This window comes from Afipia sp. DC4300-2b1, from assembly GCF_049895725.1.
In the GTDB taxonomy this organism is placed as follows: Bacteria; Pseudomonadota; Alphaproteobacteria; order Rhizobiales; family Xanthobacteraceae; genus Afipia; species Afipia broomeae.
The window spans coordinates 349,570-370,555 of the sequence record NZ_JAFCSX010000005.1 but is presented as its reverse complement, the minus strand read 5'-3'; the positions used below and the strand labels follow the sequence as shown (position 1 = coordinate 370,555).

Annotated in this window: 21 protein-coding genes; 9 read left to right on the top strand and 12 right to left on the bottom strand. The window is 62.0% G+C overall.

All coding sequences use genetic code 11. The annotated features are described in order from the left end of the window. Positions 1–13 precede the first annotated feature (13 nt). The 4 genes from paaB (at position 14) to paaE (ending at position 2,794) form a co-directional block, all read left to right on the top strand. Positions 14–301, top strand: a complete 288-nt coding sequence (paaB, locus tag ACP7AL_RS21355) for a 1,2-phenylacetyl-CoA epoxidase subunit PaaB (RefSeq protein WP_006020444.1) — start codon at positions 14–16, stop codon at positions 299–301. Positions 302–429: 128 nt separating this feature from the next. After that, on the top strand, positions 430–1,206 hold the full coding sequence (paaC, locus tag ACP7AL_RS21350; RefSeq protein ID WP_425994074.1) for a 1,2-phenylacetyl-CoA epoxidase subunit PaaC: 777 nt from the start codon (positions 430–432) through the stop codon (positions 1,204–1,206). After that, the gene (gene paaD, locus ACP7AL_RS21345; protein ID WP_425994072.1) at positions 1,200–1,703 is read left to right on the top strand and encodes a 1,2-phenylacetyl-CoA epoxidase subunit PaaD; all 504 of its coding nucleotides are present in this window, start codon (positions 1,200–1,202) and stop codon (positions 1,701–1,703) included. The genes paaC and paaD overlap by 7 nt, the downstream gene beginning before the upstream one ends. A gap of 11 nt (positions 1,704–1,714) precedes the next feature. Further along, positions 1,715–2,794, top strand: a complete 1,080-nt coding sequence (gene paaE, locus ACP7AL_RS21340; protein ID WP_425994070.1) for a 1,2-phenylacetyl-CoA epoxidase subunit PaaE — start codon at positions 1,715–1,717, stop codon at positions 2,792–2,794. Between the two features lie 13 nt (positions 2,795–2,807). Here the strand turns inward: paaE and ACP7AL_RS21335 are convergent, their stop codons facing one another. The 8 genes from ACP7AL_RS21335 to paaG are packed head-to-tail and all read right to left on the bottom strand — an operon-like array spanning position 2,808 to position 10,208. Then, a complete protein-coding gene (locus ACP7AL_RS21335; protein WP_425994068.1) occupies positions 2,808–3,233 on the bottom strand; it encodes a PaaI family thioesterase in 426 nt (141 codons plus the stop codon). Positions 3,234–3,254: 21 nt separating this feature from the next. Further along, positions 3,255–4,529: a cytochrome P450 gene (locus ACP7AL_RS21330; protein ID WP_425994066.1), complete on the bottom strand. Its 1,275-nt coding sequence runs from the start codon at positions 4,527–4,529 to the stop codon at positions 3,255–3,257. 16 nt (positions 4,530–4,545) lie between these two features. Further along, positions 4,546–4,851 carry an EthD family reductase gene (locus ACP7AL_RS21325; protein WP_425994064.1) on the bottom strand — a complete coding sequence of 102 codons (306 nt, stop codon included), beginning with the start codon at positions 4,849–4,851 and terminating at the stop codon, positions 4,546–4,548. A gap of 25 nt (positions 4,852–4,876) precedes the next feature. After that, complete coding sequence (paaZ, locus tag ACP7AL_RS21320; RefSeq protein ID WP_425994062.1) at positions 4,877–6,910, bottom strand: phenylacetic acid degradation bifunctional protein PaaZ; 2,034 nt, start codon at positions 6,908–6,910, stop codon at positions 4,877–4,879. 43 nt (positions 6,911–6,953) lie between these two features. Continuing rightward, the gene (locus ACP7AL_RS21315; RefSeq protein WP_425994060.1) at positions 6,954–7,589 is read right to left on the bottom strand and encodes a TetR/AcrR family transcriptional regulator; all 636 of its coding nucleotides are present in this window, start codon (positions 7,587–7,589) and stop codon (positions 6,954–6,956) included. A gap of 8 nt (positions 7,590–7,597) precedes the next feature. Beyond that, positions 7,598–8,929, bottom strand: a complete 1,332-nt coding sequence (gene paaK, locus ACP7AL_RS21310; protein ID WP_425994465.1) for a phenylacetate--CoA ligase PaaK — start codon at positions 8,927–8,929, stop codon at positions 7,598–7,600. Between the two features lie 14 nt (positions 8,930–8,943). After that, positions 8,944–9,417 carry a hydroxyphenylacetyl-CoA thioesterase PaaI gene (gene paaI, locus ACP7AL_RS21305; RefSeq protein WP_006020454.1) on the bottom strand — a complete coding sequence of 158 codons (474 nt, stop codon included), beginning with the start codon at positions 9,415–9,417 and terminating at the stop codon, positions 8,944–8,946. Next, a complete protein-coding gene (gene paaG, locus ACP7AL_RS21300) occupies positions 9,417–10,208 on the bottom strand; it encodes a 2-(1,2-epoxy-1,2-dihydrophenyl)acetyl-CoA isomerase PaaG (protein ID WP_425994058.1) in 792 nt (263 codons plus the stop codon). Before paaG ends, paaI begins: the two co-directional genes overlap by 1 nt. Positions 10,209–10,394: 186 nt before the next feature. Here paaG and ACP7AL_RS21295 point away from each other — a divergent pair, with 186 nt between their 5' ends. The 5 genes from ACP7AL_RS21295 to ACP7AL_RS21275 all read left to right on the top strand — a co-directional run bounded on the left by ACP7AL_RS21295 (position 10,395) and on the right by ACP7AL_RS21275 (position 14,988). After that, positions 10,395–11,561 carry an ABC transporter substrate-binding protein gene (locus ACP7AL_RS21295; RefSeq protein ID WP_425994056.1) on the top strand — a complete coding sequence of 389 codons (1,167 nt, stop codon included), beginning with the start codon at positions 10,395–10,397 and terminating at the stop codon, positions 11,559–11,561. Positions 11,562–11,688: 127 nt separating this feature from the next. Then, the gene (locus ACP7AL_RS21290) at positions 11,689–12,561 is read left to right on the top strand and encodes a branched-chain amino acid ABC transporter permease (protein ID WP_006020457.1); all 873 of its coding nucleotides are present in this window, start codon (positions 11,689–11,691) and stop codon (positions 12,559–12,561) included. Between the two features lie 3 nt (positions 12,562–12,564). Continuing rightward, positions 12,565–13,512, top strand: a complete 948-nt coding sequence (locus ACP7AL_RS21285; protein WP_425994053.1) for a branched-chain amino acid ABC transporter permease — start codon at positions 12,565–12,567, stop codon at positions 13,510–13,512. After that, positions 13,509–14,291, top strand: coding sequence for an ABC transporter ATP-binding protein (locus tag ACP7AL_RS21280; RefSeq protein ID WP_006020459.1), 783 nt, complete (start codon positions 13,509–13,511; stop codon positions 14,289–14,291). The genes ACP7AL_RS21285 and ACP7AL_RS21280 overlap by 4 nt, the downstream gene beginning before the upstream one ends. Next, positions 14,284–14,988, top strand: coding sequence for an ABC transporter ATP-binding protein (locus ACP7AL_RS21275; RefSeq protein ID WP_024919194.1), 705 nt, complete (start codon positions 14,284–14,286; stop codon positions 14,986–14,988). Before ACP7AL_RS21280 ends, ACP7AL_RS21275 begins: the two co-directional genes overlap by 8 nt. Before the next feature lie 5 nt (positions 14,989–14,993). On the opposite strand, the gene ACP7AL_RS21270 is transcribed toward ACP7AL_RS21275, so the two are convergent. The 4 genes from ACP7AL_RS21270 to ACP7AL_RS21255 form a co-directional block, all read right to left on the bottom strand. After that, a complete protein-coding gene (locus tag ACP7AL_RS21270) occupies positions 14,994–18,230 on the bottom strand; it encodes an efflux RND transporter permease subunit (RefSeq protein ID WP_425994050.1) in 3,237 nt (1,078 codons plus the stop codon). A 10-nt stretch (positions 18,231–18,240) separates the two neighbouring features. After that, a complete protein-coding gene (locus ACP7AL_RS21265) occupies positions 18,241–19,425 on the bottom strand; it encodes an efflux RND transporter periplasmic adaptor subunit (protein WP_425994048.1) in 1,185 nt (394 codons plus the stop codon). Between the two features lie 124 nt (positions 19,426–19,549). Further along, positions 19,550–19,921 (bottom strand): ferrichrome ABC transporter substrate-binding protein, encoded by a 372-nt coding sequence (locus ACP7AL_RS21260; protein ID WP_425994046.1) that lies wholly within the window; start codon positions 19,919–19,921, stop codon positions 19,550–19,552. A 41-nt stretch (positions 19,922–19,962) separates the two neighbouring features. Next, the gene (locus tag ACP7AL_RS21255; protein ID WP_425994044.1) at positions 19,963–20,934 is read right to left on the bottom strand and encodes a cation diffusion facilitator family transporter; all 972 of its coding nucleotides are present in this window, start codon (positions 20,932–20,934) and stop codon (positions 19,963–19,965) included. Positions 20,935–20,986 lie beyond the last annotated feature (52 nt).

Here is a 20,986-nt window from a genome sequence, read left to right as displayed (position 1 = left end):
GCTGGAGGCTGTCATGACCACTCAGAACACGCAGCTTTGGGAAGTTTTCATCCGCAGCCGTAACGGCCTCGCGCACAAGCACGTCGGCTCTCTGCATGCAGCGGATGCGACGCTGGCGCTTCAGGCCGCGCGCGACATCTACACACGCCGCGGCGAGGGGCTGTCGATCTGGATCGTGCCGTCGAATGCGATCATCGCGTCCGACCCGTCCGAGAAGGGCATGATGTTCGAGCCGGCGATGTCGAAGATTTATCGCCATCCGACGTTTTACGATGTGCCGGACGAAGTCGGGCATATGTGATTTGCGCTCACTCGTCATTCCGGGGCGCGAGTGAAACGAGCGAACCCGGAATCCATAACCACGCTGGCATATGGATTCCGGGCCTGCGCCAAGAGGCGCATCCCGGAATGACATCGCGAGTATTCAAAATGGCAATGCTTTCCATCAAAGTCGCCGAAAGTCCGCTGGTGCTCTACGCGCTGCGCCGGGCCGACGACGCGCTGATCCTCGGCCATCGTGTGTCGGAATGGTGCGGTCACGCCCCGATGATGGAAGAGGACATGGCGCTGGCCAATATGGGTCTCGACCTGATCGGTCAGGCGCGCGAACTCTACACCTACGCCGCAAAAGTCGAAGACGCAGGTAACGATGAGGACAAGCTCGCCTATCTGCGCGATGTGCGCCAGTACCGCAATCTGCTGCTCGTGGAGCAACCGAATGGTGATTTCGCGCGCACCATCACGCGGCAATTCTTCTATTCGTCTTTTGCCGATCCGTATTGGCGCGCGATGATGAACTCGAAAGATGCGACGCTGGCCGCGATTGCCGCGAAGTCCGAGAAGGAAAGCGCCTATCACTTGCGTCACACTTCGGAATGGATGATCCGCCTCGGCGACGGCACCGACGAGAGCCATCGTCGCGCACAGACCGCCATTGACGATCTCTGGGCCTTCACTGGCGAACTGTTTCATGCCGACCAGAGCGACGCGGAGCTGATTTCCTCCGGCATTGCGATCGATCCCGAAACCCTGCGAGGTATCTGGGCGGACACCGTTTCCAATGTTCTCGGCGTTGCGACACTCAGGCGTCCCTCAAGCGACTGGATGCAGAAGGGCGGCCGCACCGGCAATCACACCGAGCATCTCGGGCATCTGCTCAGCGAACTGCAATCAATGCAGCGAACTTTCCCGAACGCGACATGGTAACCGCCGGCACCAGCACACAGGCCCTCCGCCAGACCGCATGGAACGCGGCGGCGCAGGTGGTCGACCCGGAAATCCCGGTACTGACCATCGCCGATCTCGGCGTGCTGCGCGACGTCACCGTGATTGACGGCACGGTTGAAGTTGCGATCACGCCGACCTATTCCGGCTGCCCGGCGATGAACATGATCGCGCTGGAAATCGAACTGGCGCTGGAACGGGAAGGCATCCGCAATCCCAAGGTGCGCACAGTGTTGTCGCCGGCCTGGACCACGGACTGGATGAGCGAGCAGGGCCGCCAGAAGCTGAAAGAGTATGGCATTGCGCCGCCGCAAGCCGGTGGTGGCCGCCGCGCGCTGTTCGGCGAGCAGCAGGTCGCCTGCCCGCAATGCGGATCGGTGGACACGGAAGTTCTGTCCGAATTCGGCTCGACGTCCTGCAAGGCGCTTTGGCGCTGTAAGGCGTGCCGCGAGCCGTTTGACTATTTCAAGTGCCACTAGGCGAGGCTGCGATGTCGCACGTTCCGAAATTTCATCGTCTGGCCGTCGCGGACCTGAAGCGCGAAACCGCGGATGCGGTCTCCATGACCTTTGCCATTCCGGGCGAACTGGCTGGCGACTATGCCTTCGCGCCCGGTCAGTATCTCACACTTCGCACCATGATGGATGGCGAGGAGGTGCGGCGCTCGTATTCGATCTGCTCAAGCCCCGACGATCACGAACTGCGCATCGCGGTCAAGAAGGTCGACGGCGGTGCGTTTTCAAGCTGGGCGCTGGAAGAACTGAAGTCCGGTGACGAACTCGATGTGATGACGCCCACGGGCCGTTTCGGCGTGGCCCATGCGCCCGATCAGGCGCGCATTCATGTCGGCTTTGCGGCCGGCTCGGGCATCACGCCGATCATGTCCATCGTGCGCGGCATTCTCGCGCGAGAACCCAATAGCCGCTTTTTCCTGTTCTACGGTAATCGCACCACCAACGGCATTCTGTTCCGCGAGGCGCTGGAAGAGCTGAAGGACCGCTTCATGGGCCGGCTGTCGGTGTTCCACGTGCTGTCCCAGGAAGAGCAGGACCTGCCCATTCTGTACGGTCGTCTCGACCGTGAGAAGGTCAGTGTGTTGTTGCGATCAATGGTGCCAGCGGCTGCGGTCGATCATGTGTTCGTCTGCGGGCCGCTCGCGATGAGTGAAGAGATTGAGGCGACCTGCATCGATCTCGGCATTCCCAAGGATCACGTCCATGTCGAGCGATTTGTTTCGGAATTTGGCGGCAAGCCACGTCCCAAGGTCCAGGTCTCCCCGGAAGCGCCGCCGAAAGCCGTCGCTTCGCTGATTGTGGACGGCAAGCGCAAGGATGTGCCGATTGCCGATGGTGAGGTCATCCTCGACGCCGCCTTGCGCGCCGGCATGGATCTGCCCTATGCCTGCAAGGGCGGCATGTGCTCGACATGCCGCGCGAAGATCGTCGAAGGCGAGACGAAGATGGACGTGAACTATTCGCTTGAACCGTGGGAGCTTGAAGCAGGGTTCGTATTGACCTGTCAGGCGCATCCGGTCTCGTCACGCGTCGTGGTTGATTACGACCAGATGTAACTACTTTTCATAGTTATTTGGCGTCGCGGAGCAGGGCGTAGGCGGTCTGCGCCATCGCCACCGGCCGTTCGTCGCCGTCCGTTCGCAGTGAGACGCTGCCATAGGCCATGGTCTTGCCGAGCCGCACGACGCGCGCTTCCGCCAGAACATCCGCGCGCATGGCGGGACGCATGAAGTGGATGGTCTGATCCACTGTCGTCATCGGAAAATACCCGCCGGCAGCCGACGCGACAGCGATGATCATTGCGGTATCCGCAAAACTCATCAGCGCTTGCCCGCAAACCACGCCGTTGTCGCGGCACAGCCTGTCCGAGAAACGCATTCTCAGAACAGCTCCGTCAGCGGTGAGGCTTTCGACAGACAGGTCGAGATCCTGCACCCATGGCGCTGGTGCGGATTTCAGCAGCGCGGAGGCGGCGGTCTTGTCGAACGTCGTCATGCAAGGTTCCTGCTTGAATGTTTATGCGAGTGTGACGGGAAGTGTCGTGAAGCCGCGAAAGCGCACGCGCCTGGCGCGATGAGCCGAGCCAGCGGCTGCGAAATTCGGGAAGCGGGCGAGGAAACGGCCAATCGCAATGCGGCCTTCGAGGCGGGCAAGGCTGAGCCCGACACAGGCATGTGCGCCCGAGGCAAAGGCCAGGTGACGGTTGGGCGCACGCCCGATATCGAGGCGTTCCGGCTCTGCGAACACGTCGGGGTCCCGGTTTGCGGCGCCGATGCAGAGTGTGATCAGCGCGCCTTCCGGGATTGCGACGCCATCGATCTCCGTGTTTTGAACGACGCGGCGGTTACCGAGCTGGTTTGAACTCTCAAAGCGCAGGAATTCCTCGACCGCCGGCTTGATCAGCGCGGGATGATCGATCAGCCGTTGCCGCTGATCCGGAAAACGCAGCAAAAGTTCGAGGCCGTTGCCGATCAGATTGGTGGTCGTCTCATGGCCCGCGTTCAGGATGAAAATGCAGTTCTGCAGCAGCTCGATCTCGCTGAGCTTCTCGCCGCTGGTCTCGCCCAGAATCAGGCGCGTCAGCACATCGTGCTCGGCGTTACCGGGGTGTGCGCGGCGGTCGGTCACGAGGTCGCGGAGATAGGCAAGAAATTCGCCAACGGCACGCTCGCCGCGTGCCTGCACGTCTTCGGTCAGGAACGGCTCCAGAGCGCCGAGGATCGCCAGCGACCAGCCGCGCAGCGGTGCGCGGTCTTCGTGAGGAATAGCCAGCAGGTTGCCGATCACCTCGACCGGGATGGCGGAGGCGAAGTCTTCAATGAGATCCGCCTTGCCTTGCGCCTGCATGGTGTCCAGCAGCCGGTCGACGAGGGAAATGAGCCCCGGCTCCATCTCCGCGATGGCGCGCGGATTGAGAGCACCGGCGATCAGGCGGCGAACGCGGGTATGCAGCGGCGGATCATTGAACACGAGGCTCGTGGTGTGATGCTGAAACAGCAGCGAACCGTCGCCGTACTTCGGCGCGAACTCCACCTTCTTGTCGGAGCTGAAGTGCCTCGTATCCTTGTAGATGGCTTCCAGATCGCGGTGCCGGGTCAGGAACAGCGAGCCGTCCGGCATCCGGTGGATCGGATTGGCGGATTGCAGCGCGCGATAGGTCGGGTAGGGGTCATCATAGAAAGACTCAGGAAGGTCTTTCAGTGAGAAGCCGCGCGCAATTGCGGCGTCCTCGCTCGAAACCGGGCGAGGTGCGCTTTGTGGACCGCTATACGTTTGACCCGTCGACGACAAGTGGCAAACCTGACGTCTAGAAAACGACGTCGTTGATCTGCACCACGGCCTGCGCCTTGGTGAAATTCGGAATGTCGGCGAAGATCTCCTTGCCGTGAGCTTTACCGGCGGCCTTGAAATCGTCCATCGATCCGAAGGTCAGCAGCGCGGTCATCTGGTAATCGGGCGCGCTGCCGTCGGGCTTCGCCACGCCCTTGATGGCCTGCGCGCTCTTGAGCCCCAGCGGCCCCCAGCGGTCTTTCACCAGCGGCATGTGCGTCTTCAGATAATAGTCCGTGTCGAATGCTTCGCCGGCCGGATACATCACTGTCACGAGGATCATCGTTTCTCCCTTTCGTTGTTCTTGTTCAAGCCTGAGGACGAACGGCGTTCATCGTCAGCAATTCGTAGGTTGCGGCCGACTCGTCTTTGTCGGTCAGAATTTCAACGTCCCAGCGCACTTCGCCATACTGCTTGTTGCGGGGCGATTTTTCCTTCGCGGTGAGTCGCACCTTGATCGTCTCACCCGGCTGGATCGGCTTGATGAAGCGCAGTGAATCGAGGCCGTAGTTGGCCAGCACCGGACCCGGATCCGGATCGACGAACAGACCCGCGGCGAACGACAGCAGCAGATAGCCATGCGCGACGCGGCCCGGGAAGAATGGGTGACCCTTGGTCGCTTCCTCGTCCATGTGCGCATAGAACGTGTCGCCGGTGAAATGCGCGAAGTGTTCGATATCCTCCAGCGTGATGGTGCGTTCCTTGGAGTAGAAGGTTTGTCCGACATCGAGGTCCTCGAAATGAAACCGGAATGGATGCCGGTCCTTTTCGATGACCGGTGCGTTCTTGGTCCAGCTACCGGTTACGCCGGTCAACATGCGAGGCGATCCCTGAACCGCTGTGCGCTGCATGTAATGGTGGACACTGCGCACGCCGCCCAGTTCCTCGCCGCCGCCGGCGCGGCCGGGACCGCCGTGCACCATCTGTGGCATCGGTGAGCCGTGACCGGTCTGCTCCTTGGCGCAGTCACGATCGATGATCACGAGCCGTCCGTGGAAGCTGCTGACGCCGAACACGAGATCGGACGCTACTTTCGGATCGTGTGTGTAAACCGAAGCAACCAGGCTTCCGCCGCCGCGATTGGTCAGTGCCACGGCTTCATCGAGATCGCTGTAGCCCATCACGGTGCTGACCGGGCCGAATGCCTCGATCGAATGAACTTTCGTTGCGCGGATAGGATCGGCACAATGCAGCAGCAGCGGGGGCAGGAATGCGCCGCGGGTGACATCGGCTCCCTGAACGTCGAAATTGTCGGGATCGCCGGCGACGAGTTCCGCTTCGGTGCGGAGGGCCTTCACGTTGGCGAGCACATCGCGGCGTTGATCGAGACCGACCACCGGTCCCATGCGCACCGTCTCGAGTTCCGGGTTGCCGATCACGACCTTGTCCAGCCGTTCGCGCAAGGCAGCGATCACAGGCTCGACATACGCCGATGGCGCGAGTACACGGCGGATCGCCGTGCATTTCTGCCCGGCCTTCACCGTCGTCTCTTTGGCCACTTCCTTGATGAACAGATCGAACTCCGGCGTTCCGGGGCCGGAATCCGATGCGAGGATCGCGGCGTTGAGCGAATCCCGTTCAGCGACAAAGCGCACGGCTTCCTTCGCGATGACCGGATGCCGTTGCAGCTTTTCCGACGTATCGGCGGAGCCGGTGAACGAAACCACATCTTGGCAGGTCAAGTGATCGAACAGGTCGCCGGTCGAGCCAACGATGAACTGAAACGCGCCTTCAGGCAGAATTCCGGATTCCACGATCATGCGCGCCAGTGCGTGCGCCACGTAGGACGTCACCGTCGCCGGTTTCGACACGACGGGGACGCCCGCAAGCAGCGCAGGCGCCAGCTTTTCGAGCATGCCCCAGCATGGGAAGTTGAACGCGTTGATATGAACCGCAACGCCGTGCAGCGACGTGATGATATGTTGCCCGGCGAACGTGCCGACCTTGCCCATCGGCTCCACCGAGCCGTCCAGCAGGAAGGTCGAGTTCGGAAGCTCACGGCGTCCTTTGCCGGCGTAGACGAACAGCGTTCCGATACCGCCGTCGACATCGATCAGATTATCCATGCGCGTCGCTCCGGTCTGGAATGACAGTTTGTAGAGCTGATCCTTGCGCTCGGTCAGATACTGCGCGAGTTTCTTCAGCATGTCGGCGCGCTGATGGAATGTCAGACGCCGGAGATTTTGGCCGCCGGTGTTGCGTGCATGGCCGAGAATGCCGCGTATATCCAGTCCGCCGCTGGTTGCCTCGGCGACGACATCGCCGCTCACGGCGCTGCGTACTTCGATGAAATCGCGGCCCGGTGCGGCCCACTGTCCGTTGATGTAGCTTTCGAGTTTCATGCGATCACTTCGAGGTTGGGTGCTATCGGGCACCGATGGACGTTTATTCCGCGGCAGCAGTGCGCTTCGATGTCTTGGGGGAGGGCTTGAGCAGGCTCCGCGCTCCGTCGGATATCAGGCGGGTGACGATCTCAGCATATTCGTCGCGGCTGACGGATCCGGTGCTTTTGAACCAGAGGTAATGCCAGTTCACCATGCCGAACAGCGACATCGTGACCGGCGTGAGCATCTTCGTGCCCTTGAGGTGAGGCGTGGCGCCGGCAACCGCCGCCGAAAAGATCCGGACCAGGTCGCGCTCCATGCCTTTCAGTTCGGCCTGACGCTCGGCCGGCAGAAACCGCATGCTGCTGATCTGGACGTTGTGCTGTGAATCGGCGTCCCGGTAAGCTTCGAGCAGCGCGGCAATCAGGCCGCGCAGCCTCGTTTCCGGCGCAGCCGCGGGATTATCTGCGGCCTCGACGACTTCCAGCAGTTCCTCGAGATGGAAGCGGATCACGTCGAACAGAAGGCCTTCTTTATCTTTGTAGTAGTGATAGAGGTTGGCCTTGGAGACGCCGCAGGCTTCCGCAATCTTGTTCATCGACGCGCGGTCGTAACCGTGCGCCGAGAAAAGCTCCGCGGAGCGATTGAGGATCGCCTGTCGTTTGTCGTCGTAGTCGTTGGCGCGGCTGCGTGCCATGAGACGTCTTATTCCTTTGGCCGTTTATCGATGACGCGTTTCGCTTTGCCGACCGAGCGCTCGATGCTTCCGGGATCGAGCACGGTGACAAGCGCGGTGATGCCGATGGTGTCCTTGACCGACAGCGCCAGTTGTTTCGTGGCTGCTTCGCGCGCGGGGAAACTTGCATCCGGCCGTGCCTCGACCTGGATTTCCATGTTGTCCATGCGGCCGTCACGGGTGAGGACAAGCTGGTAGTGCAGCGACAAATCGTGAATCGCGAGCAGCTTTTCCTCGATCTGGGTCGGGAATACGTTGACGCCGCGAACGATCATCATGTCGTCGGAGCGGCCGGTGACCTTCTCCATGCGCCGCAGTGAACGCGCCGTGCCCGGCAACAGCCGCGTCAGGTCGCGAGTCCGGTAGCGGATCACTGGCATGGCTTCCTTGGTCAGCGATGTGAAGACCAGTTCGCCTTTCTCGCCGTCCGGCAGCACTTCGCCGGTCGCGGGATTGATGACCTCGGGATAGAAGTGATCTTCCCAGATGTGCAGGCCGTCTTTCGTCTCGACGCATTCGCTGGCGACTCCGGGGCCCATCACCTCGGACAGGCCGTAAATGTCGACGGCGTGAAGATCGAACGCTTCCTCGATCTCTTCGCGCATCGCGTTGGTCCAGGGCTCGGCGCCGAAGATGCCGATGCGCAGCGACGATTTGCGCGGGTCGAGGCCCTGTTTCCTGAATTCATCGAGGATCGCCAGCATATAGGATGGCGTCACCATGATGACTTCGGGCTTGAAATCGGTGATGAGCTGAACCTGACGTTCGGTCATGCCGCCGGAAACCGGAATGACGGTGCAGCCGAGACGCTCTGCTCCGTAATGCGCGCCAAGACCACCAGTGAACAGGCCGTAGCCGTAGGCAATATGGACCTTCATCCCGGCGCAGCCGCCTGCGGCGCGGATCGAGCGGGCGACAACGTCGCTCCACGTCTCGATGTCGCGCTTGGTGTATCCGACGACTGTCGGCTTGCCGGTCGTGCCGGACGAGGCGTGGATGCGCGCGACCTGGGATTCAGGAACCGCGAACATGCCGAAGGGATAGTTGTCCCTCAGGTCTGTCTTGATCGTGAACGGGAATTTCGCGAGATCCTCAAGGTTCCTGAACGATTCCGGCCGCACGCCCGCGGCGTCGAACTTGGCGCGGTAATGCGGCACATTCTCGTAGGCGTGCCGCAGCGACCATGCGAGACGCTCGCGCTGAAGAGCGCGAATCTCGTCACGGGACGCGATCTCATGGGGATCGAGCGCGGTGGGTTCGGGTGTCAGCCGATCGAGCTTACGCAACGGAATCTGAATCAACATTCCCTCCCATTCTACTTGTTGTCTTGTTGATGGCTGTCGGCTTCAAGCAGGCGGCCCGAAATCGTTCGCGAATGTCCGCGAAACTCCGCGACGACCGTGTTGCTGCTGTCGCGGACCGTCACGTCATAGATGCCGCCACGTCCGGCGCGATTGCGTTCAACCGCGTGCGCCGTCAGTGTCTCACCCTCGCGCACCGGCTGAAGAAACGTCACCGCGCATTGCTGCGCGACGGTGCGCTGGTCGTAGGTGTTGCAGGCGAAAGCGAAGGTCGAATCCGCAAGCGTGAAAATGAAGCCGCCGTGGCAGATGCCGTGGCCGTTTGTCATGTCCTTGCGGACCGTCATGGTGAGAACGGCCTCGCCGGGAGCGACCCGCTGCAGGCTCATGCCAAGGCCCTTGCTCGCATGATCGTCGAGCCACATCGCCTTTGCGCAGGCTTCAGCCACCGCCTGGGCATTGTTGTCGCCGGGAACGCTTGCGTCCATTACAGGCTCCCCGTGAAGTTAGGCGCGCGCTTCTCCAGAAACGCGCTCACGCCCTCCGCGAAATCCGATCCGCCTCCGGCTTGCCCCTGAAGATCGCGCTCGAGATCGAGTTGCTGCGCGAGGGTGTTGGTTTCGGATGCATCGAGCGCCTGTTTGGTCAGGGCGAGGGCGCCCGTCGGTTGCTTGGCGAGATGGGCGGCGAGGCGGTGCGCCTCGGTCATCAGGTTGGCATCGTCGACGGCCTTCCAGATCATGCCCCAGGCTTCGGCCTGTTCGGCCGACACGGGTTCGGCCAGCATCGCCAGCGCCCGCGCGCGTGCATTGCCTGCAAGGCGCGGCAGGAACCATGTGCCGCCGCAATCCGGCACCAGCGCGATCTTCGAGAACGCCTGAATGAATTTCGCGGAACGCGCCGCCAGAACGATGTCGCAGGCGAAGGCGATGTTGGCTCCGCCGCCCGCGGCGACACCGTTGACCGCGCAGACGATCGGCAGCGGCAGCTTGCGCAACCTGCGGATGAGGGGATTGTAGTTCTTATCAAGCGTAACGGTGAGGTCCGGCTTTTGTCCCGGTATGAAATCAACCTCGGACAAATCCTGTCCCGCGCAAAATCCGCGTCCGGCACCGGTGAGGATCAACGCGCGACATTTCGTATCAGCCTCCGCATCATTCAACGCCGCGTTCAGCGCGGTGTGTACACTTTGATTGAACGAGTTGAGGCTGTCGGGCCTGTTAAGCGTGATGACGCGGTATCCGTCGCGGATCTCGGTCAAGACCAGATCTTTGTCCACACAGTCCTCCCATTGGCTTCTTGGTCAGCCATTGGAAGGCAGATTACTATTGACCAACCGTTCGGTCAATTATATTGATGGCTAGAAGTGACAATAGTTGCACTTGAAACTATTGGCGCTCTGTGGTTGGAAACATGCCGGGCAAGCTCTCAAAAAATCGAGCGCCCATCACCAGGGAGGGAAACTGTGAAACCAGCATCAGCATTGGGATTTCTGTTGGCGGCCGGCGTTGCCGGTCTGACGTTCGGGAGTGCCGCGCATGCGCAGCAGACCGTAAAGATCGGTTCCGTCCTCTCTGTGACAGGCCCGGCGTCGTTTCTCGGAGAACCCGAGGACAAGACGCTGCGGATGTATGTCGAGAAGATCAACGCGGCAGGCGGCATCAACGGCAAGAAGGTCGAGCTGATCATTTATGACGACGGCGGCGATGCCAACAAGGCGCGCACCTTTGCCACACGTCTGATCGAGGACGACAAGGTCGTCGCGATGGCGGGTGGTTCGACCACCGGCACGACCATGGCGATGATTCCGGTGTTCGAGGAAGCCCAGGTTCCGTTCATTTCCTTCGGCGGCGCGGTCGAAATCATCGAGCCTGTCCGCAAGTACGTCTTCAAGACGCCGCATACCGACAAAATGGCGTGCGAGAAGATTTTCGAGAACCTGAAGCAGCGCAAGCTCACCAACATCGCGATGATCTCGGGCACCGATGGTTTCGGCGCGTCGATGAAGGCGCAGTGCACCAAGGTGGCACCGAATTACGACATCAAGATCGTCACCGAGGAAAGCTACGGTCCACGTGACAGCGACATGACCGGCCAGCTCACCAAGATCAAGAACACTCCCGGCGTTCAGGCCGTCGTCAATCCCGGCTTCGGGCAAGGACCTGCGATCGTGACCCGCAACTACGCACAGCTCGGCATGACCGCGACGCCGCTCTATCAGAGCCATGGTGTGGCCTCGAAGAGCTTCATCGAACTCGCAGGCGCTTCGGCTGAAGGCATCCGCTTGCCGGCGGCGGCCTTGCTGGTCGGTGACAAGCTGCCTGACAGCGACCCGCAGAAGAAGGTCGTGGTCGATTACAAGAAAACCTATGAGGACACCGCGAAGAGCCCGGTCTCGACCTTTGGCGGCCATGCCTATGACGGCCTGATGATTCTGGTCGAAGCCATGAAGCGCGCCAACTCGACCGATCCGAAGAAGGTTCGGGACGAAATCGAAAAGACCAAGGGCTTCGTCGGCACCGGCGGCATCGTCAACATGACGCCGACGGATCATCTCGGCCTCGATCTCTCGGCGTTCCGTATGCTGGAAATCAAGGGCGGCGACTGGACCCTGATCAAGCCCGGCGCATAAGCAAGCCGATACAGACGCTCCCGGACGGTTCGGTCCGATCTATCCGGGAGCTTATTCTCTGTCTGAATTTGTTCGTTTTCGCCGGGAACGGCAGCCATCGGCTGCCATCATTGCTCGTGGAGCCGGTATGCCGGAGTTTGTCCAGTTTCTCATTTCCGGACTGACCGTGGGCGCGGTCTACGCTCTGGTCGCTCTCGGCTTCACGCTGGTCTACAACGCTTCCGACGTCGTCAATTTTGCCCAGGGCGAGTTCGTCATGCTGGGCGGGATGGTGACGGTGTTTGCTACTGCCGCCGGGGTTCCCCTTCCGCTTGCCGCGCTGCTTGCAGTGGTCGTTTCCATCGTCGTCGGCCTTCTGCTCTATTGGCTCGCTATCGAGCCGGCGCGCGATGCCTCGCCGGTTACGCTGATCATCATCACCATCGGCGCGTCGATCCTGCTGCGGGGCGCGGCGCAAATCCTGTTCGACAAACAGTTTCACAAGCTGCCCAGTATCTCCGGCGACACGCCGGTCAACGTGCTGGGCGCGACAGTTCAGCCACAGAGCTTCTGGGTGCTCGGCGGCACCGCCGTGATCGTGATCCTGCTTTACGTGTTTCTGGAACGGACGGTCCTCGGCAAGGCCGTGCTTGCGACTGCCGCGAACCGTCTGGCGGCGCGGCTTGTCGGCATCAACACCGCGACTGTGATGGCGCTGGCTTTCGGCGGATCGGCGGCCATCGGAGCGGTCGCCGGCATTCTCATCACGCCGATCACGCTCACAAGCTACGATGTCGGCACGATGCTCGCGCTCAAGGGATTTGCGGCGGCGATGCTAGGGGGCATGGGCAATCCGCTCGGCGCGGTCGCGGGCGGGCTGTTGCTCGGCCTGCTGGAAGCTTTCGGCGTCGGCTATATCAGCTCGACCTACAAGGACGCGTTCGCCTTCATCGTCATACTCCTCGTGCTGTTCGCCATGCCGCAAGGCCTGTTCGGCCGGCGGACCGTGGAAAGGGTCTGAGCGGTGCCGCAGAAGATCGGTTATCGCTATCTGATCCTGATCGCACTCGCGGTCGTCGTCGCGGTGCTGCCGCTGATTTTTCCGTCGAGCTACTATTTCCGTGTGGCGTCGCTGGTGTGGGTGTCGGCGCTTGCGGCCATCGGCCTGAACGTCCTGATGGGGTCGGCCGGGCAGGTCAGCCTCGGTCATGCGGGGTTCTTCGGAATTGGCGCCTATGCCGTCGCTATCGGTCCCGCGCATTTCGGAATCCCGCCATGGGCGGCGGTTCTGCTTGGCTGTGTTATTTCTTCGGTTCTGGCCTATCTCGTCGGCCGCCCGATCCTGAAACTGAAGGGGCATTACCTCGCCATTGCAACGCTTGGTCTCGGCGTGCTCGTGGCGCTCGTTATCACCACGGAAAGCCGCTGGACCGGCGGGCCTGACGGTATGCCGGTTGCCAAGCTGGTGCTGTTCGGCTGGCGCGTCAGCGGATCGGACACCTGGTATTGGGTCACGGGCGGGCTTCTGATTTTGGGAACGTGGATCGCTCTCAACCTTAACGATACGCCGACAGGGCGTGCTTTCCGCGCGCTGCATGACAGCGAGGTCGCGGCACGCGTGGCGGGTATCAACGTCGCCCGCTTCAAGTTGCAGGCGTTCGTGATCGCAGCCGCCTATGCGTCGATTGCGGGCTCCGCCCTTGCGCTCATGAATGGTTTCATCAATCCCGATCAGGCCGGATTTCTCCATTCTGTGGAGATGGTGACCATGGTGGTGCTTGGCGGGCTCGGCTCGGTCGTCGGCAGCATTGTCGGTGCGGCGGTCCTAATCACGCTGCCGCAGGTGCTCACCGTGTTTCAGGAATACGAACACCTGCTGCTCGGCTTCATCATCATTGTGTCGATGATCTTCATGCGCGACGGCATCGTTCCGACGCTGTCGCGTCTGCTGGCGAAGAGGACGAAGGCATGACGATCCTCGCAGCCAGGGATATCGGAATCTCGTTCGGCGGCGTCAAAGCCATCGACGGTGTCAGCTTCTCCGTCAGCCCCGGACAGATTCTTTCAATTATCGGGCCGAACGGCGCGGGCAAGACCACGCTGTTCAACATCGTCTCCGGGGTCTATGAGCGCGATCAGGGGCATGTCGAACTGTCGGGCGAGGATGTCACAGGACTGACGCCCGACAAGCTCGCCACGCGCGGCATGTCGCGGACCTTCCAGAACCTCCAGATATTCCAGCGCATGACGGCTGCGGAGAACGTCATGGTCGGCCGTCATCTCCGGGAGCGCTGCAATCTGCTTGCGGACCTGTTCCGCCTGCCATCGGTGACGCGGCAAAACGCCGAGACGCGCGATGCCGCGCTCGCCTTGCTCGACGAGGTTGGACTGCGCGCCAGCGCAGATGTTGCGGCGGGATCGTTGTCCTACGGCGCGTGCAAGCGCCTCGAAATCGCGCGCGCGCTGGCCTCCGAACCGCGCGTGTTGTTGCTCGATGAGCCTGCGGCCGGCTGCAATCCCGTCGAGACCGAGGAGATCGACGAACTGATCCGGCGGGTCGCCGCCAAGGGCATCGCGGTCGTTCTTGTCGAACACGACATGAAGCTGGTGATGAAGATTTCGAACCACATTCTTGTTTTGAATCGCGGCAAGCCAATCGCCGAAGGCAAGCCGCAGGAGGTGCGTGACAATCCGGCGGTCCTTGAAGCCTACCTCGGCAAACATGGAGCGAAGGAGGCGGCCCGTGCTTGAAGTTGCCAACCTCCGCAGCGCCTATGGCCGGATCGAGGTGCTGCACGGCGTCAACCTTGCCGTGCGGGCAGGCGAGGTGGTCGCCCTGATCGGCTCCAACGGCGCGGGAAAGACGACGCTGCTCAGGGCGCTATCGGGCGTTCAGCCGATTACGGCCGGCGAAATCCGCTTTCTGGGCGAGCGCATCGATCGCCTCAAGCCGCATCGGCGGGTTCAGCGGGGGATGACGCAGTCGCCCGAAGGCCGCCAGATTTTCGGACCGCTCAGCGTCGAGGACAATCTTCGCCTGGGTGCTTACATGCGCCGGGACAAGGATATCGAGAGCGACCGCGACCGTGTGTTCGGAATGTTTCCGATCCTTGCCGAGAAGCGCCGCCAGCTTGCCGGGGGATTGTCCGGGGGGCAGCAGCAGATGCTGGCGATTGGCCGTGCCTTGATGGGCAAGCCGAAGTTGCTGCTGCTGGACGAGCCTTCGCTCGGGCTATCGCCGACGCTTGTCGATCAGATCCTTGCGGCGATCGTGTCACTCCGAAAGGAAGGCGTGACCGTTCTGCTTGTCGAGCAGAATGCCAGCGCCGCGCTCGAGATCGCCGACCGTGGTTACGTGCTGGAGACCGGCAAGGTGGCACTGGAGGGCGACGGCGCGACGCTGCTCTCGGACCCGAAGGTGAAAGCCGCGTATCTCGGCGCCGCCTGATCCAGTTAACCGCGCAACGGTTCGACGGTTTGAGCTGGCATCGATGTTGTCTCTGATGCAACGCTCTCCGGCTTGCGTCCAAACAGCACATAAAGTGCCGGCAAAACGAACAGCGTCAGCAGCGTCGCGCTGATCACCCCACCGATCACGACCGTTGCAATCGGCCGTTGCACCTCGGCGCCGGTTCCGGTTGCCAGCGCCATCGGCACAAAGCCGAGCGACGCCACCAGCGCCGTCATGGCGACGGGCCGCAAGCGGGTGAGGGCGCCCTCGAAGATGGCTTCCGCCTTCTCCTGCCCCCTGGCCATCAGTTGCTTGATGTGACTAAGCATCACCAGCCCGTTGAGGACGGCAACGCCCGACAGGGCGATGAAACCGACCGCCGCAGAAACCGAGAACGGAATCCCCCGCAGCCACAGCGCGACAACACCGCCTGTCAGGGCAAGAGGGACGGCGCTGAAGACGATGAGGGCGTCCCGCGCGGTGCCGAGCGCACCCATCAGCAGCAGGAAGATCAGGACGAAGCATCCCGGCACGACGAACGAGAGCCGCTGGCGTGCGGCTGCAAGATTTTCGAACTGGCCGCCCCAGGACAACCAGTAGCCGGGCGGCAACGCCACCCGAGTCTCGATTTGTGCCCGGGCGTCGTTCACGACCGCGGCAATATCGCGGTCCCGCACATTGGCGGTGATGACGACACGCCGCTTGCCATTCTCGCGGCTGATCTGGTTCGGACCGTCGCTGATCTTGAACGTCGCCAGTTGGCCGAGTGGGACGGTCAACGGGGTCAGGCCGGCCGGCGGCAGCGACACCGGCAGGTTCTTCAGTGCATCGAGATCGCCGCGGATGTCTTCCGGAAGGCGGACCACGATGTCGAAGCTCCGGTCGCCTTCAAACACCGCTCCGGCGCTTCGTCCGCCGATGGCTGTGCCGATCACGTCCTGAACGGCGGTGAGGCTGAGGCCGCGCCGGGCGATCTCCGCCTTGTTCACGGTGATATCCAGCACGGACAGGCCGCTGGCCTGCTCGACCTTGATGTCCTTCGCCCCTTTGGTTTTCTGCAGGATACCTGCGATCTGGCCAGCGCTGCGCAGCAGCGGCTCGAACTCATCGCCAAACACCTTGATCGCCAGATCGCCGCGCACACCCGCCAGTAGCTCGTTGAACCGCATCTGGATCGGCTGGGTGAATTCGTAGTTATTGCCGGGCAGTTCGCGGACGGCTTTTTCGATCTGGTCCAGCAGTGTGGCCTTGCTCAATGCCGGATCGGGCCACTGGTCCTTCGGCTTGAAGATGATGAAAGTATCGGAGGCGTTGGGCGGCATCGGATCGGAGGCGATCTCGGCCGTTCCGGTTTTGGAGAAGACGTAGGCCACCTGCGGGAAGCCGCTGATGGCTTTTTCGACGTCGAACTGCATCGCCTGCGATTGCGTGAGGCTGGTGCTGGGAATACGCAGCGCATGCATCGCGAGATTCTTTTCATCCAGCGTCGGGATGAATTCCTGACCGAGACGGAAGAACAGCAACAGCGCGCCGAGAAACAGGACCACACCGGTCGCGATGGCGGCGAGGGGCCGGCTGATGGTGCGTTTCAGGAGCGGCGCGTAGCAGGACTTGAGACGGCGCACCGCGAGGTTGTCGGATTCCTTCACCCTGCCGGTGACTGCGATTGCGATCAGCGCCGGAACGAACGTGAGTGACAGCACGAAAGCCGAAACCAGCGCGAGGATGACCGTCAAAGCCATCGGCTCGAACATTTTGCCTTCAACGCCGCTGAAGGTGAGCAGCGGGACATAGACCAGGATGATGATCGCCTGGCCGTAGACGGTCGGCGCGATCATCTCTTCAGCGGCGGCTTTCACCGTCGCCAGGCGCTCGGACAGCGTCAGTGTCCGGCCGGTTTCGGTTTGCTTTTCCGCCAGATGCCGCAGCGCATTTTCGGTGATGATGACTGCGCCGTCGACGATCAGGCCGAAATCGAGGGCACCCAGGCTCATCAGGTTGGCGCTGATCCGGCCTTGCAGCATTCCCGTAGCCGTCATCAGCATGGCGAGCGGAATGACCAGCGCCGTGATCAGCGCTGCGCGAAAGTTGCCGAGCAGCAGAAACAGGACGGCGATCACAAGCAGGGCGCCTTCGCCGAGATTCTTGGCGACGGTGGTGACGGTCGCATCGACCAGTTGGGTGCGGTTGAGGACGGTTTCCACTGTGACCCCGGCCGGAAGACTGCGGCGGATGTCCTGCATTTTTGCGTCGACTGCGGCGGCGACGGTCCGGCTGTTGCTGCCCATCAGCATCAGCGCCGTTCCGATCACGGCTTCGCGTCCGTCGCGGCTGGCGCTGCCGGTCCGGATTTCCCCTCCGATTGCCACTTCAGCAACGTCGCGAATCCGCACCGGAACTCCGCCGCGTGTGATGATCGTCACATCTCCAATGTCGGTCAGGCTCTCCAGACGACCACCCGCGCGAACCGCGATTCCTTCGCCGTTACGATCGATGGTGCTGGCACCCCGGCTGATGTTGTTGGCCTCGATGGCGCGAACGACATCGCCGAACGACAGCCCGAGCGAGATCAGTTTCGCGGGATCGGGCTTCACCTGATACTGCTTGATGTATCCACCGATGGCATCGACACCGGCGACACCCGGGACACTCCTGACCTGCGGCCGGATGATCCAGTCCTGCACCGTGCGCAGATAGGCGCCGCGTTCGATATCGGTTTTGAGACGCTCGCCTTCCGCTGTCAGAAATGTGCCGTCGCTCTGCCAGCCCGGCTTGCCGCTGCTGCCGTTGGCTTTCGGCGCGAGAGAAACCGTCCACATGTAGATTTCGCCGAGGCCGGTCGAGATCGGGCCCATTTTCGGGTCGGCGCCGGGCGGCAGGCTGGCGCGGAGTTCGATCAGCCGCTCGTTGATCTGCTGCCGTGCGAAATAGATATCCGTCTTCTCGCGGAAGATGGCCGTCACCTGCGAGAAGCCGTTGCGCGACAATGAACGGGTGCTTTCCAGTCCCGCGATGCCCGCCAGCGCAGTCTCGATCCGGAATGTGACCTGCTTTTCGATTTCCACCGGGGACAGCGCCGGCGCGGTCGTGTTGATCTGCACCTGCTTGTTGGTGATGTCGGGCACGGCGTCGACCGGCAAATGCAGCAGCGACCAGGCACCCAACGCGACAAAGCCGATGCTGAACAGGACGACGATCCAGCGGTGCCGGATGGACAGGTCGAGAATGCGACTGATCATGTTCGGTGGCCTAATGCGCGTGAGATGCTTCGCCGCGGCCGAGATCGGCCTTCAGGACGAAGGTGTTGGCGGTTGCGATGGGATCGCCGGCGGAGAGGCCGGACGTCACTTCAATTGAGCGGCTGTCCTCGCGGCCTGTGACGATCTTGCGGGGCTCAAAACCGGTTGGCGTGCGGACAAACACGGCGCTCTGGCCCTCAATGCTCTGCACGGCGGTTTTCGGCACCACCACGTCAGCCTTCACCTGCTGGAACGGGATTTCGGCGGTCACAAACATGCCCGGCCGCAGGATGTGCGCGGGATTGTCGACCGATGCGACGACGCGCGCCAGACGTGTGTCCTTGTCCAGCAGAGGGCTCACGAACATGATGGTCGCGGGCAAGGGCTCGCCCTGCGAACCGGCGCTGATGGTGATTTTCTGGCCCTCGCTGACCACGGCAAGATCCGCGGCCGCGAGTGCGAGCTCGGCCCACACGACACTTGAATCCACAATCACGAACAGCTCGCTTTCCTGACCTTCGCGGCCGACCAGAGATCCGAGATCGACGCGGCGCTCAGCGATCCGGCCGTTCATCGGTGCGCGCAATTCCTGTAATCTGAGGCTCTCCACAGGCTGCTGGGGCAGCACCGCGATCTGGTCGCTGGTCAGACCCAGCGCGAACAGTTTCTGACGCGCAACGTCGAACTTGATCCGGATATCCTCGAATGCGGTTTTCGCGCGCAGGAAGTCGTTTTCGCTGCTGACCTTGGACTCGAACAGGCTTTTCGACCGCGTGAACAAGGTGTCCTGAAGGTCGAAGGCGACCCGCGCGGCGAGGTACTGGCTCTTGGCGTCGGCCACCTCCCGGCTTTCGATGATCGCGAGAACGTCACCCTCACGCACCGTGTCGCCGAGCCGCTTGCGCACCTCTGCGACGGTGCCAAGCAACCGGACGGAGACCTTGGCGATGCGGTCGGCGCTCGGCACGATTGCTCCCGGAACGACCATGCGTTTGCTCAGGAGTCCACCACGCGCTTCCTGGACCGCGAAGTTTCCGGCAGCGACCTGTTTCTCACTGAGCCTTATGCCGGGTTCATCATGTTGAGCAGGCTGTTCCTGAACAGGCGGCTTTTCGTGTGCATAGGCTGCGACGAAGCAAAGCGTCGCGATCGCGCATGTCGCGCTTGCCGCAACAAGCAATTTAAATCTGGTCATCGTTATGTTCCCGCGCGCGATCGGAGTCGTGCCATCGCCATGTCTGCGAAATGGTGTGAACAGGCGCTCCCGCAGCTATGAGGCTGCGGTCATGCCGAACGGGCCTCGGCGGCCGCGTTGATGCTCAGGCGCGGGGTGGTTTGAACAGGGGCAGGCCGGCCAGCGACGCCAGCGTTTGCTCGCGGCCGAGTGGCGGCACGTGATGGCTCACGTCGGCCGGAAGCTGCACGACAAATGTCGGTTGTCCGGTGACGTGGCTGAGACAATGCCCGCAATGAAAGGGCATCTTATGATCGGGCGTGTCAGGCGGGCTCGTCCCGTCGAAGTCAATTGCTAGGACCGTGGTGTTCGAGCCGGCAATGGCCGGGTCGCAGCTTCCGCAATGAATCAGCGATGCCAGCAGGCCAATCATGAGTGCGAGGACAAGCGACAGACGGCGTCGCTGTCCGCTGCGTCCAGCGCCGGGCCTTGCATTGATGTCGGCATCGCTTGTCATGTCGTATCAGTAGATTCTCTGTCGGGCCTTTTCAAGGCCGGTTAAATGGCGCCTTCCGGCGCGAGCGTGCAGGCCGTGACCGCGCTGGTCACAATCTGGATCGTGGTGTGCTGGATCCCGAAGGTCTCTTTCAGGTGAAGTGTGGCCTGAACCAGAAAGGCATCCCCCGGATGCCCCGAGGGCATCACCAGATGACAGGTCAGTGCGGATTCGGTGGTGCTCATCGGCCAGATGTGCAGGTCGCAGACCTCGGTCACGCCCGGACGCTGTTCGAGGTATTGACGAACCGCAACCGGATCGATGCCTGACGGGACAGCGCCGAGCGACATCGCCGTGCTGTCGCGCAGAAGTCCCCATGTGCCCCAGACGATGACCCCAACGATCAAAAGGCTCACGACCGCATCCAGCCACACCCAGCCCGTGAACATGATGATCAGCGCGGCGATGACGACGCCGGCTGATACCGCGGCGTCCGCGGCCATATGCAGATAGGCGCCCCGGATATTGAGGTCGCTCTTGCGTCCGGCTGCGAACAGCAGCGCGGTGAAACCGTTGATGGCGATGCCGATGGCCGCGACGATCATCACGGTCATCTCGGCCACGGGTTCCGGATTGAACAATCGCAGCACGGCCTGCCAGCCGATCGCGCCGACAGCAATCAGCAGGAAGACTGCGTTGAACAGTGCGGCCAGGATCGACGAGCCGCGCAGGCCGTAGGTGTAACGCACCGACGGCGGCCGCTTCGAAAGTATGACCGCGATCCACGCGACGATCAGCCCGAGCACATCGGACAGGTTATGCCCGGCGTCGGCGATCAGCGCGGTCGAATTGCTGGCGTAGCCGTAGACCGCTTCGACGACAATGAAGATGGTGTTGAGCGTAATTCCGATCGCAAAGGCCGGGCCGAAATTCGCAGGCGCATGAACGTGCCCGGCACCATGACCATGTTTATGGTCATGCCCCTCATGCCGATGATCAGCATGGTCGTGCGCGGTATCGTGCGAATGCGTCATGCGGTTCTCATACAGGCTGAACCCTGAAAAGTTCAGTTGCTGCATGCGATAT

What these genes read in the sequence shown, in the direction of transcription:
- paaB (WP_006020444.1), top strand. Translation starts at nt 14, where the DNA reads ATGACCACTCAGAACACGCAGCTTTGGGAAGTTTTCATCCGCAGCCGT.
- paaC (WP_425994074.1), top strand. Translation starts at nt 430, where the DNA reads ATGGCAATGCTTTCCATCAAAGTCGCCGAAAGTCCGCTGGTGCTCTAC.
- paaD (WP_425994072.1), top strand. Translation starts at nt 1,200, where the DNA reads ATGGTAACCGCCGGCACCAGCACACAGGCCCTCCGCCAGACCGCATGG.
- paaE (WP_425994070.1), top strand. Translation starts at nt 1,715, where the DNA reads ATGTCGCACGTTCCGAAATTTCATCGTCTGGCCGTCGCGGACCTGAAG.
- ACP7AL_RS21335 (WP_425994068.1), bottom strand. Translation starts at nt 3,233, where the DNA reads ATGACGACGTTCGACAAGACCGCCGCCTCCGCGCTGCTGAAATCCGCA.
- ACP7AL_RS21325 (WP_425994064.1), bottom strand. Translation starts at nt 4,851, where the DNA reads ATGATCCTCGTGACAGTGATGTATCCGGCCGGCGAAGCATTCGACACG.
- paaZ (WP_425994062.1), bottom strand. Translation starts at nt 6,910, where the DNA reads ATGAAACTCGAAAGCTACATCAACGGACAGTGGGCCGCACCGGGCCGC.
- ACP7AL_RS21315 (WP_425994060.1), bottom strand. Translation starts at nt 7,589, where the DNA reads ATGGCACGCAGCCGCGCCAACGACTACGACGACAAACGACAGGCGATC.
- paaI (WP_006020454.1), bottom strand. Translation starts at nt 9,417, where the DNA reads ATGGACGCAAGCGTTCCCGGCGACAACAATGCCCAGGCGGTGGCTGAA.
- ACP7AL_RS21290 (WP_006020457.1), top strand. Translation starts at nt 11,689, where the DNA reads ATGCCGGAGTTTGTCCAGTTTCTCATTTCCGGACTGACCGTGGGCGCG.
- ACP7AL_RS21280 (WP_006020459.1), top strand. Translation starts at nt 13,509, where the DNA reads ATGACGATCCTCGCAGCCAGGGATATCGGAATCTCGTTCGGCGGCGTC.
- ACP7AL_RS21270 (WP_425994050.1), bottom strand. Translation starts at nt 18,230, where the DNA reads ATGATCAGTCGCATTCTCGACCTGTCCATCCGGCACCGCTGGATCGTC.
- ACP7AL_RS21265 (WP_425994048.1), bottom strand. Translation starts at nt 19,425, where the DNA reads ATGACCAGATTTAAATTGCTTGTTGCGGCAAGCGCGACATGCGCGATC.
- ACP7AL_RS21260 (WP_425994046.1), bottom strand. Translation starts at nt 19,921, where the DNA reads ATGACAAGCGATGCCGACATCAATGCAAGGCCCGGCGCTGGACGCAGC.
- ACP7AL_RS21255 (WP_425994044.1), bottom strand. Translation starts at nt 20,934, where the DNA reads ATGACGCATTCGCACGATACCGCGCACGACCATGCTGATCATCGGCAT.